The organism is Flavobacterium sp. RHBU_24 (genome assembly GCF_046613695.1).
Lineage (GTDB): Bacteria > Bacteroidota > Bacteroidia > Flavobacteriales > Flavobacteriaceae > Flavobacterium.
This window is the reverse complement of the sequence record NZ_JBKJHD010000009.1, coordinates 56,747-68,270: the sequence shown is the minus strand read 5'-3', so window position 1 is coordinate 68,270 and position 11,524 is coordinate 56,747. Positions and strand designations below refer to the sequence as shown.

The window sequence follows — 11,524 nt, the reverse complement described above, 5'->3', positions numbered from 1 at the left end:
GGACTATAAGTTTTTTAATGCTTGTTTTATAATTGTCTCCACATTGGCTGCCGGCGTTGCGTGCAGCACCTTTTCTATTGCTTTCTCGGCAAGCTTTTTATTAAAGCCGAGTACTTCCAAGGCAGATAACGCTTCATCCCGGTTTGTATTGTAGCCGGGAACCGAAACTTCTTCCAGGTCGTACAGTTTTAACACTTTATCCTTAAGGTCGAGTATTACGCGGGCTGCTGTTTTTGTGCCAATACCCTTTATGGATTGTATGGCGCCGGTATTGCCCGACCCGATATAGCCGATTATCTGCCGCGGCTCGAGCGACGAAAGCATGGTGCGCGCCGTACTGGCACCCACGCCTGATACCGAAAGTAGCAGCTTAAACAGTTCGCGTTCGGCCTTTTCTACAAAGCCAAACAACGTGTGCGCATCTTCTTTTATCTGTAAATATGTAAACAGCTTTACATTTTCAGAATCGGGCAGCAGTGAAAAAGTATGCAGCGATATATGTACCGAATACCCTACGCCGTGGCAGTCTATTACCACTTCGGTAGGCGATTTTTCTACCATTCTCCCTTCAAGGTGTGCTATCATATCTGTTTTTTAAGCAAATCCAAAAATAACAAAATTATTTTACGTGCAACGCGCGGCTTACTTTTGCACCATTTTAAGGCGTTTCTCTTTTTCCTGGGCATCAACCACGGTTACCGCGGCCATGTTTACCATCTCTGCTACACTGGCGCCAAACTGTACTATGTGTACCGGCTTCTCCAGCCCCATTATTATAGGGCCTATAGACACGGTTTTATTCAGTTCCTTAAGCAGTTTATAGGTAATGTTTGACGCCTCCAGGTTAGGGAATATCATAACATTAACCTTTTTACCTGCCAGCTTAGAGAAGGGGAATTTATCCTGGTGCATTTCCTGGTTGAGGGCAAAATCTGCCTGCACCTCACCGTCTACTATTAGCTCAGGATTGTTTTTATGCAATATTGCAACCGCCTCGCGCACTTTAAGGGCGCTGGGCTCCTGCGATGAGCCAAAGTTACTGTAAGACACCATGGCAATTACCGGCTCTACGCCAAACATGCGTGCGGTGCGTGCGGTAAGCAGCGCTATCTTTGCAAGGTCTTCGGCAGTAGGGTCCGGGTTTATGGCAGTATCCGATAAAAACAGCGGGCCGCGCTTGGTAAGCATCAGGTTCGTTGTGGCAATACGGCTTACACCGTTTGTCCTGTTTATAACCTGCAATATGGGCTTTACCGTTACCGGATAATTTCGCGAATAGCCTGTTATCATACCGTCGGCATCGCCCTGGGTAACCATCATGGCGGCAAAGTAATTGCGCTGGGTCATCATTTTTTGCGCATCGAGCTCGCTAATGCCACGGCGGCGGCGCGCCTTCCAGAACGCATGTGCATACCGGTTAAGGCGTTCGTCTTCGGCCTGGCTGCGCGGGTCTACAATAAGCACATCATTATCAAAGCCTATTTCGTGTTTCAGTTCTTCAATGGTTTCACGGTTGCCTAACAGTATGGGTTCGGCAATGCCTTCTTCCATTACTATCTGCGCTGCTTTTAGCACATCCAGCTGGTCTGCCTCGGCAAACACCACTTTTTTAGGCTCGCTTTTGGCACGGTTAGTAAGCAGCCTTGCCATCTTATTATCGTTGCCCAGGCGCTCTAACAGCTCCTCGTTATACTTATCCCAGTCGGCTATGGGTTTTTGCGCTACGCCGCTTTCCATTGCCGCGCGGGCTACAGCGGGTGCCACCACTGCAATAAGCCGTGGGTCAAAAGGTTTAGGTATTATGTAATCACGCCCAAATATAAGCTTGGTTTCGCCGTATGCTATGTTTACCTGCTCTGGCACCGATGCTTTTGCAAGTTCTGCAAGGGCGTGCACGGCAGCCATTTTCATGGCTTCGTTTATCTTGGTAGCCCGTACATCAAGCGCCCCACGGAAAATATAGGGAAAGCCCAGCACATTGTTAACCTGGTTAGGGTTATCGCTGCGGCCCGTAGCCATTATAACGTCCTGGCGTGTATTTACAGCTGTATGGTAATCAATTTCGGGAACCGGGTTAGCCATGGCAAATACTATGGGGTCGTTAGCCATGCTAAGCAGCATTTCGGGGCTTAGTACATTACCTACCGAAAGGCCGAGGAACATATCTGCCCCTGCTACGGCTTCAGCAAGCGTTTTGGCCTCGCCCGGCTGGGCATATTTCATCTGGAAGCCCAGGAGGTCGGTACGACTTTGCACCAGCATGCCGTTTACGTCAAACATGGTAATGTTTTCTGTCTTTACACCCAGTAGCACATATAAATTAGCACAGGCCAGCGCCGCCGACCCGGCGCCGCTAACCACAATCTTTATGTCTTCAACCTTTTTTCCGGCAAGCTCTACGGCATTAAGCAACGCGGCAGACGATATAATTGCCGTACCGTGCTGGTCGTCGTGCATTACCGGTATATTAAGCTCTTCTACCAGGCGGCGCTCTATTTCAAACGACTCCGGCGCTTTAATATCCTCAAGGTTAATACCACCAAAGGTAGGGGCTATGTTTTTTACGGTTTCTACAAACTTGTCGATATCCTTGGTGTCTACTTCAATATCAAACACATCAATATCGGCAAATATCTTAAACAGCAGGCCCTTGCCTTCCATTACGGGTTTACTGGCCTCTGGGCCTATGTCGCCCAGGCCCAGCACCGCGGTACCGTTAGATATTACCGCCACAAGGTTGCCCTTGGCTGTATATTTATATACGTTGTTTATGTCTTTTGCAATTTCAAGGCAGGGTTCTGCCACGCCGGGTGAATAGGCTAATGAGAGGTCACGCTGGGTAGCATAAGCCTTTGTAGGCACTACCTGTATTTTGCCGGGGTGCGGTTTGGCATGGTATAACAGTGCCTCGCGGCGCTTGCTGTATTGATTCATAACAAGGTATATTTGTAAAGCCCACAAAGGTAAGGCTATGCTTTTAACTGGGAAATATTTAACAACATTCTTTTAAAAATCGTTTGAAACCTAAATTCATTACCTTTATTTTGAATTTTAACCATAGCCATGAAAAAAATAACAACACTATTACTGATTTGCACAATTGCACTGCAGTCCTGCCAGAAAAAGGAGGAAGCGGCAACCACACCAAACAAAGCACTTAACAACCTGTTTGAACAATACTACCAGGAACGCCTGAAGCTGTACCCGTTTGATGCCACCACCGCCGGCGATAACCGCTATAACAATATTTTTAAGAATAACCTTGACGAAAAATACATACAGGAGCAAAAAGACTTTTTTAATAAATATAAAAAAGAGCTTAGTGCTTATAAAGACGAAGAACTTAACGAAAACGACCTGATAAGCAAACAGGTACTGGCCTTTGAATGCGATAAAAACCTGGAGCAGCTCAACTTTAGGGAAGACCTTATGCCGATAAGCCAGTTTTGGAGCACCCCGCTGATGATGGGGCAGCTGGCAAGCGGTACCAGCTCACAGCCCTTTAAAACCGTAAAAGATTATAACGACTGGCTGGCGCGCCTTGAAGGCTTTAACACCTGGCTGCAAATGGCGGTACCAAAAATGAAGGAAGGCGTGGCTAAAGGCTATGTACTGCCAAAAGCCCTTACCCTTAAAGTGCTGCCGCAAATGGAAGCCATGACGGGTATCGATGTAAAAAGCCACTTGTATTACAGCCCGATAAAATTGTTTCCAAAAACGTTTACGGATGCCGAGAAAAAAGACCTTGATGCAAAATACACTAAAATAATCAGCGAAAAGCTAATCCCGTCTTTCCAAAATTTATATAACTACCTGAGTACTGATTATCTTGCTGCGAGCCGTGCTACAAGCGGCATATCGGGCATTACCAATGGCGACAAGTACTACAAAACCCTGATAAAAGGCTACACCACTACCGATATGACCGCCGATGAAATTCACCAGCTGGGGCTTAAGGAAGTGGCACGTATAAAAGCTGAAATGGAAAATATTAAGAAAGAAACCGGCTTTACCGGAGACCTGAAGGCATTCTTTGACCATGTGCGTACTAAAAAAGAGTTGATGCCTTTTACCGAGCCTCAACAGGTTATAGACCACTTTAATAAAATACACGAAACCATGAAGCCGAACCTTGAAAAGCTGTTTGGCAAAAAGCCGAAAACAGGCTTTGAGGTAAAGCGTACCGAAGCATTCCGTGAGGCCAGTGCCAGCGCCGAGTACAACCAGGGCAGCGTAGACGGCACCCGTCCGGGGGTTTTCTATGTACCGATACCGGATGTAAAAACGTATAACACCTTTGCCGATGAAGACCTATTTTTACATGAGGCCATACCGGGGCACCACTACCAGATATCGCTGCAACAGGAAAATAAAGATTTACCGGAGTTCCGTAAAACGATATGGTTCAACGCCTATGGCGAGGGCTGGGCATTGTATACCGAGTCGCTGGGCAAAGAGCTGGGGCTGTATACCGACCCCTACCAGTATTTTGGCATGCTGAGCGCCGAAATGCACCGCGCCATTCGCCTGGTGGTAGATACCGGCCTGCATACCAAGGGCTGGACGCGCGAGCAGGCCATACAATATTCGCTGGATAATGAAGCCGAAAGCGAAGAAAGTATTACCGCCGAGGTGGAGCGCTATATGGCAATACCCGGACAGGCGGTATCGTATAAAATAGGCCAGCTTAAAATTCGCGAACTGCGCGCCAAAGCCGAAAAGGAACTGGGCAGTAAATTTGACATTAAAGAATTCCACGACCAGGTGCTTGATGCGGGCTGCCTGCCGCTAAGTGTTTTAGAGAGTAAGATAAATAAGTGGATAGAGAAAAAGCAACACTGATGACACAGATTTAAAGGATTTACACTGATTATATAAAAACACCTGACAGGTTTTAAAACCTGTCAGGTGTTTTTATATATAGTGAAAGATTATGATTTTCAGGCAATTCCCAATAATACACTATTATCCCCTCTCAGAGAAGGAAACAGCTCCCTCATATCTACATTTGCTCGGTCATAATAATCTCTCTTTATCTCGATTTCCTATTATATAGTTGAAGAGTTGCAAAAGGTAAAAAATTATTCAGAATATTTTTCCTTTATTTTCTCTTGTTCCAGTAGATAATCCTCTTTTTCTCTTTCAGATAACATTTCAAACTCAAGAATTCTAATATTTTTAATTAACTCTTTTAGCCTTAAAATATCTTCCTTGTTAGTTTCTATATAAAGTAAAATATCTTCTTTATCAGGAAATGAAATATCACCATGTTTCTTTCGCAAAAGATCTCTCTCTTCAATCAGCTTACTCAATTTGGCTTCATTATCCATAATAGTCGTTTCGTTTAGTTACCTCAAAAAATCGATATTCCGTTTCAGCCCCTCAAACTTGGTGCGCTTTACTGCTGAGTTTTTAAACACCGCCCTAAAGGTTTCCTCGGTAATTTCTATCCAGTCCTTTTTAGTCATGGAAAGCAAATCGGGGTGCGGATTAAACAGCGGTTCGCGGTGCGGCTTAGAGAAGCGGTTCCACGGGCAAACATCCTGGCATACATCGCAGCCAAAAGCCCAGTCGCCAAAACTGCCCTTCATGCTCTCGGGAATGCTTTCTTTAAGTTCTATAGTAAAATAGGAGATGCATTTGCTGCCGTCTACCACGTAGGGCGCTATAATGGCCCCGGTGGGGCAGGCATCAAGACAGGCGGTGCAGGAACCGCAATGGTCGGTCACCGCATGGTCGTACTCCAGTTCGATGTCCACAATGAGTTCGGCAATAAAAAAGAAGGATCCCACTTGCTTGCTCAGCAAATTGCTGTTTTTGCCTATCCAGCCCAGGCCGCTCTTGGCCGCCCAGGCTTTGTCTAATACGGGAGCCGAGTCTACGAACGCCCTGCCCCCTACTTCGCCTATAGTTTCGTTTATGGAATGCAGCAGCTCTTTAAGTTTCTCTTTGATCACAAAATGGTAATCCTGCCCGTAAGCGTATTTAGAAATTTTATAAGTGTCGTCGGTTTGCTGTTCTTCAGGATAGTAATTCAGCAACAGCGATATTACGCTTTTGCATCCTTCCACCAGCAGCGTAGGGTTGAGCCGTTTGTCAAAATGGTTCTCCATATACTGCATTTGGCCGTGGCGGTTTTCGTTAAGCCAGGCCTCAAGGCGTGGCGCTTCTTCTTCGAGGAAACCGGCTTTCGATATACCGCAGGACATGAAGCCGAGGCGTTTTGCTTCTTCCTTTATGAATGCAGAATATTGATATTTATGATTTATGATTTAAGATTTAAGATTGAACTTCACTCAGACCCGACATCCACTTCAAATAAAAAAACAAATCTGTAGCCTATGCAGTTACGATTTCGCTTTGATTGTCTTTAATGAACTTACAAATATTGCTGTTAGTTCATTTCCTTCTTTCTAAATAAATTCAACTTCACTTTTATTTAGCCATTGCTTGTCCATAATTATTTCCAGCCAAAACAATGTTTCATCAGATTCTTCAGCAACAATAGTCATCTTTGCAATAAACTCCCTGTCGCTTCTTGCCCTGCAAACCGCGCGGTAATTAGCTCCAACAGATGTTCCGCTTCTTACAATCTGGTTTGCAACCGCCCGTCCCGCTATAGTATTTGGTAACTTATCTACTAAATCAATTATCATTAAGGAGAATCTTTTTGTCCTGAATTTCAACTCATCTGACGTCATAACTACTCAATTAATTTACATACGCATCCGTCAACCGAAGCTCAATCTTAAATCTTAAGTCATAAATCTTAAATCAAAAAAGTCCACCCTGTATACCCGGCCTTACCCGGTTAAGGTGCTTATACCCTTTTTCAGTAACTTCCCTGCCGCGAGGTGTACGTATGATAAAACCCTCCTGTATCAGGAATGGCTCGTAGACTTCCTCTATGGTTTCGCCGCTTTCAGATACGGCAGTCGCCAATGTAGACAAGCCTACGGGGCCACCCTTAAATTTATCAATAATAGTGGTGAGTATTTTATTATCCATTTCGTCGAGGCCATGAGCGTCTACGTGCAGCGCCTTAAGCGAGTAGCGTGCTATCTCAATGTCTATTTTTCCGTTGCCTTTTATCTGGGCAAAGTCGCGCACGCGTCGCAGGAGCGCATTCGCAATACGCGGCGTACCACGGCTGCGGCCGGCGATTTCTATAGCAGCCTCCATGGTTATGGGCATTTTAAGTATTCCGGAGCTGCGCTCTACAATAGTAGTTAAAAGTTCTTTTGTGTAGTACTGCAGGCGGCTTTGTATGCCAAAACGCGCACGCATAGGCGCGGTAAGCAAACCCGAACGCGTGGTAGCGCCCACCAGCGTAAACGGGCTGAGGCCTATCTGTACCGAGCGGGCGTTAGGGCCGCTCTCTATCATAATGTCTATCTTAAAATCCTCCATGGCAGAGTAGAGGTACTCCTCTACCACGGGGCTAAGGCGGTGAATTTCGTCTATAAAAAGGATGTCGCGCTCATCGAGCCCGGTTAATAGCCCGGCAAGGTCGCCCGGCTTGTCCAGCACCGGGCCTGATGTAATTTTAATACCTACGCCAAGTTCGCTTGCCAGTATATTAGCCAGCGTGGTTTTACCCAGTCCCGGAGGGCCGTGAAACAGTGTATGGTCCAGCGCTTCGCCACGCATATTGGCAGCCTGCACAAACACCTTAAGGTTTTCCAGCACCTGCTCCTGCCCGGTAAAATCGTCGAACGAGAGGGGCCGGAGCTTTTTCTCCAGGTCAAGCTCTTCGGGGTTAAAATTATTAGCTGTAGGGTCTAAATTCGGGTTCATAACGCAAATATAACGCAAATAGCGTTAGCTTACATTTGATACCCTTCAGAAAGCACGCTTGCCCACTCAGGGTGGTTGTTTACATAATATGCCACATAAGAACACAGCGGCACTACAGCAAGGCCGTTCTCCCTGGCATATTTAAGGGTGCTTTCTACCAGGCTGCCGGCAGCGCCCTGCCCCCTTAACGCTTCCGGTACTTCGGTATGGGTAAGGAAGAGTTTGCTGTCTTTTGTGTAATATTCGATAAAAGCAAGCGCTCCGTCAACTTCAACTTCAAACTGGCTTTCTGCCTCGTTATTCTTAAAATTAGAAATAATCATTGTGTGTTTTTTCTGTAAGTTACAAAAATTAGTCAATATCGGCGGCACTTTGCTGTTTCCCTTTTGTTAAGTAATACACCGGTATGCCTGCAAGCATGATAAGCACACCCCATCCGCACGTTTCGGGGCGTGCCACAAGCAGGCCTATACAAAACGCGGCAGCGAGCAGTATATAAATAAAGGGCAAAACAGGGTAGCCAAATGCTTTATACGGGCGCTCGGCATCGGGGCGCTTTTTTCGTAAAATGAAAATACCGAATATGGTAAGGATATAAAATATCATCACAATAATCATTACATAATCGAGCAGGTCGCCATACTTGCCGGTAAGGCACAGTGCCGATGCCCAGATGCATTGCGCCCAAAGCCCCCAGCCCGGTACGCTGGCTTTATTAAGCCCGCCCGCTTTTTTAAAGAAAAGCCCGTCTTTAGCCATAGTGTAGTACACCCTTGCCCCGGCAAGTATAAGCCCATTGTTGCAGCCAAAGGTTGATATCATAATCATAACGGCTATGATATACGTGCCGGTAGTGCCAAAAATATGCTGGGAAGCTTCTACCGCCACCCTTTCAGACGGCGCGAAGGCGATTGATTCCATAGGCAAAACGGCAACATACATAAGGTTTGCGGTGATGTAAATAATGGTTACTATAAGGGTTCCTAAAAACAGGCTCAGTCCTACATTGCGCTGCGGGTTTTTAATTTCGCCCGAAATAAAGGTAACGCCGTTCCAGGCATCACTGCTAAATAGCGAACCCACCATGCTGGCTGCAATGGCCGAAAGTAATGCACTGCCCCCGATGGTGTACCAATTGCCCGACTCTTTGTTGTAGGAACGCGCCGTCCAGGCATCGGCCCAGTTGGCATTCCATATATCGGCTTTAGCGGCAAGTATCAGCCCGAAAATAACAAGCCCAAAAAGTGATACTATCTTGGTTATGGTAAAAACCGTTTGTATATACTTGCCGTTCTTAACGCCACGGCTGTTGATGAACGTGAGCAGTACTATGGTAACGATAGAAACCAGCTGCGCGGCATTCAGTGTAAAGCTGCCTGCCTCATATAAGATGTTCTGGTCGCCCAGTTCAGGGATAAGATAGGCGGTAAATTTACCAAATGCCACACCTACCGCCGCTATGGTGCCCGTTTGTATTACCGCGAAAAAACTCCACCCGTACAAGAACGCAATGAGCTTGTTATAAGATTCTTTAAGGTATACATACTGCCCACCCGCTTTAGGGAACATGGCACTTAGTTCGCCGTAGCTGATGGCGGCAATCATAGTCATTAAGCCCGAGACGATCCAGATGAGTGTAAGCCACCCGGCGCTGCCTATGTTTTGCACCATACCGGCGCTCACTATAAATATTCCGGACCCTATCATAGAGCCTACCACAAGCATGGTACCGTCGAGCAGGCCAAGCTCGCGCTTTAAGTGTGTGTTTTCGTGTTCGTCGTGCATAATAGTGTGGTTAATACGCTAAAGATATACTATTTGTGGTAATATGCCTAAAAAGAAAAAGGGACAATCTTACGACCGTCCCTTAACTGTATTTGTTTTTGTTTATTTCTTAGTGGTGAAGCTGTTCCTCGCCGTCTTTCATTGGCACGGTTTGCGGAACAAAGTCGTCATCATGGCCCGGTTTGCTGTAGTCATACGGCCACCTGTAAACTTCCGGAATTTCGCCCGGCCAGTTACCGTGTATGTGCTCTACAGGGGTAGTCCACTCTAGGGTGTTAGCCCTCCATGGGTTTTGTACCGCACGTTTGCCTTTAAATATGCTGTAGAAGAAGTTCCACAGGAATACCAGCTGGAAGGCTGCACCGATAAGGGCAAACATGGTAATGATAACGTTAACATCGGCAAGGTCGTCAAATAACGGGAACGCCGAGTTAGTATAGTAACGGCGTGGCAATCCGGCCATACCTATAAAGTGCATTGGGAAGAATACGCCATAAGCACACACGGCTGTTACCCAGAAGTGGATATAACCAAGTGTTTTGTTCATCATCCTGCCGTAAAGTTTAGGGAACCAGTGGTAGATACCCGCAAACATACCGTAAAGGGCAGATATACCCATTACAAGGTGGAAGTGGGCAACTACAAAGTAGGTGTCGTGTACGTTAATATCCAGCGTACTGTCTCCCAGGATGATACCTGTAAGGCCACCTGTGATGAACGTTGAAACGAAACCTATAGAGAAAAGCATCGCAGGGTTCATCTGGAGGTTACCCCTCCATAATGTAGTAATCCAGTTGAAGGCTTTTACCGCAGATGGTATAGCGATAAGCAATGTTGTAAAGGTAAATACCGAACCAAGGAACGGGTTCATACCTGAGATGAACATGTGGTGGCCCCAAACGATGGTAGAAAGGAACGCGATGGCAAGTATTGAAGCAATCATGGCACGGTAGCCAAATATCGGCTTACGGGCGTTTGATGTCATAATTTCAGATACAAGGCCCATGGCAGGAAGGATTACGATGTAAACCTCAGGGTGGCCAAGGAACCAGAACAAGTGCTCAAACAATACCGGCGAACCGCCCTGGTAGTGCAGTACATCTCCCGCAATATAAATATCAGAAAGGAAGAATGATGTGCCAAAGCTCCTGTCCATAATAAGCAGCAATGCCGCAGATAAAAGTACAGGGAATGATATGATACCGATAACGGCAGTAATGAAAAGCGCCCATATTGTAAGGGGAAGCCTTGTCATGCTCATACCTTTTGTACGCAGGTTGATAACAGTAACCACATAGTTAAGCGAACCCATTAGTGAAGAGGCGATGAATATAGCCATAGAAACCAGCCAAAGCGTCATACCGGCTCCTGAGCCGCCTATTGCCTGTGGCAGTGCACTTAGCGGCGGGTAGATTGTCCATCCGGCAGAGGCAGGGCCTGCTTCAACAAAAAGCGATATAACCATGATAACAGCAGAAAGGAAGAACAACCAGTAGGATACCATGTTCATAAAGCCTGACGCCATATCGCGTGCACCAATTTGCAGCGGGATAAGAAGGTTACTAAACGTACCGCTCAATCCGGCGGTCAGTACAAAGAATACCATGATGGTACCGTGTATGGTAACAAGGGCAAGGTAAATATCATTACGCATTACACCTCCCGGTGCAAATTTATCTCCAAGAAGTACCTTAAATATTGTAAACGATTCTTCCGGCCATGCAATTTGCATACGGAACAATAGCGACATTATAATACCAATTATACCCATGATGGTACCGGTAAGCAGGTACTGCTTAGCAATCATCTTGTGGTCTATACTAAAGATGTACTTTGTTATAAACGTTTCTTTATGATGATGATCGTGGGCATCGTGGTGTTCTGCGTGATCGTGTATCTCGTGTCCTGCTGCTGACATATTTCTTTAATTTGATATATTGTA

At 46.1% G+C, this 11,524-nt stretch carries 10 protein-coding genes; 1 reads left to right on the top strand and 9 read right to left on the bottom strand.

Features of this window, described 5'->3' with window-relative positions; translation table 11 throughout:
* Positions 1–3: 3 nt before the first annotated feature.
* Together ruvA and ACLI09_RS10600 are read right to left on the bottom strand one after the other, a co-directional pair.
* Complete coding sequence (gene ruvA, locus ACLI09_RS10605; RefSeq protein ID WP_411419596.1) at positions 4–585, bottom strand: Holliday junction branch migration protein RuvA; 582 nt, start codon at positions 583–585, stop codon at positions 4–6.
* 57 nt (positions 586–642) lie between these two features.
* On the bottom strand, positions 643–2,934 hold the full coding sequence (locus ACLI09_RS10600; RefSeq protein ID WP_411419595.1) for an NADP-dependent malic enzyme: 2,292 nt from the start codon (positions 2,932–2,934) through the stop codon (positions 643–645).
* A gap of 129 nt (positions 2,935–3,063) precedes the next feature.
* Between ACLI09_RS10600 and ACLI09_RS10595 the strand changes: the two genes are divergently transcribed.
* Complete coding sequence (locus ACLI09_RS10595; protein WP_411419594.1) at positions 3,064–4,842, top strand: DUF885 domain-containing protein; 1,779 nt, start codon at positions 3,064–3,066, stop codon at positions 4,840–4,842.
* A 239-nt stretch (positions 4,843–5,081) separates the two neighbouring features.
* Here the strand turns inward: ACLI09_RS10595 and ACLI09_RS10590 are convergent, their stop codons facing one another.
* The 7 genes from ACLI09_RS10590 to ACLI09_RS10560 all read right to left on the bottom strand — a co-directional run bounded on the left by ACLI09_RS10590 (position 5,082) and on the right by ACLI09_RS10560 (position 11,500).
* Positions 5,082–5,330 (bottom strand): hypothetical protein, encoded by a 249-nt coding sequence (locus tag ACLI09_RS10590; protein WP_411419593.1) that lies wholly within the window; start codon positions 5,328–5,330, stop codon positions 5,082–5,084.
* 18 nt (positions 5,331–5,348) lie between these two features.
* The gene (gene queG / locus ACLI09_RS10585) at positions 5,349–6,272 is read right to left on the bottom strand and encodes a tRNA epoxyqueuosine(34) reductase QueG (RefSeq protein WP_411419683.1); all 924 of its coding nucleotides are present in this window, start codon (positions 6,270–6,272) and stop codon (positions 5,349–5,351) included.
* A 141-nt stretch (positions 6,273–6,413) separates the two neighbouring features.
* Positions 6,414–6,701, bottom strand: a complete 288-nt coding sequence (locus ACLI09_RS10580; protein ID WP_411419592.1) for a four helix bundle protein — start codon at positions 6,699–6,701, stop codon at positions 6,414–6,416.
* A gap of 73 nt (positions 6,702–6,774) precedes the next feature.
* A complete protein-coding gene (gene ruvB, locus ACLI09_RS10575; protein WP_411419591.1) occupies positions 6,775–7,797 on the bottom strand; it encodes a Holliday junction branch migration DNA helicase RuvB in 1,023 nt (340 codons plus the stop codon).
* Between the two features lie 29 nt (positions 7,798–7,826).
* Complete coding sequence (locus ACLI09_RS10570) at positions 7,827–8,120, bottom strand: GNAT family N-acetyltransferase (protein WP_411419590.1); 294 nt, start codon at positions 8,118–8,120, stop codon at positions 7,827–7,829.
* Positions 8,121–8,148: 28 nt separating this feature from the next.
* Positions 8,149–9,582 (bottom strand): APC family permease, encoded by a 1,434-nt coding sequence (locus ACLI09_RS10565; protein WP_411419589.1) that lies wholly within the window; start codon positions 9,580–9,582, stop codon positions 8,149–8,151.
* Between the two features lie 109 nt (positions 9,583–9,691).
* On the bottom strand, positions 9,692–11,500 hold the full coding sequence (locus tag ACLI09_RS10560; RefSeq protein WP_411419588.1) for a cbb3-type cytochrome c oxidase subunit I: 1,809 nt from the start codon (positions 11,498–11,500) through the stop codon (positions 9,692–9,694).
* Positions 11,501–11,524: the final 24 nt, after the last annotated feature.

Coding starts and splice junctions, on each gene's coding strand:
- ACLI09_RS10560 (WP_411419588.1), bottom strand. CDS start 11,500: ATGTCAGCAGCAGGACACGAGATACACGATCACGCAGAACACCACGAT.
- ruvA (WP_411419596.1), bottom strand. CDS start 585: ATGATAGCACACCTTGAAGGGAGAATGGTAGAAAAATCGCCTACCGAA.
- ACLI09_RS10565 (WP_411419589.1), bottom strand. CDS start 9,582: ATGCACGACGAACACGAAAACACACACTTAAAGCGCGAGCTTGGCCTG.
- ACLI09_RS10595 (WP_411419594.1), top strand. CDS start 3,064: ATGAAAAAAATAACAACACTATTACTGATTTGCACAATTGCACTGCAG.
- ACLI09_RS10590 (WP_411419593.1), bottom strand. CDS start 5,330: ATGGATAATGAAGCCAAATTGAGTAAGCTGATTGAAGAGAGAGATCTT.
- ACLI09_RS10600 (WP_411419595.1), bottom strand. CDS start 2,934: ATGAATCAATACAGCAAGCGCCGCGAGGCACTGTTATACCATGCCAAA.
- ruvB (WP_411419591.1), bottom strand. CDS start 7,797: ATGAACCCGAATTTAGACCCTACAGCTAATAATTTTAACCCCGAAGAG.
- ACLI09_RS10580 (WP_411419592.1), bottom strand. CDS start 6,701: ATGACGTCAGATGAGTTGAAATTCAGGACAAAAAGATTCTCCTTAATG.
- ACLI09_RS10570 (WP_411419590.1), bottom strand. CDS start 8,120: ATGATTATTTCTAATTTTAAGAATAACGAGGCAGAAAGCCAGTTTGAA.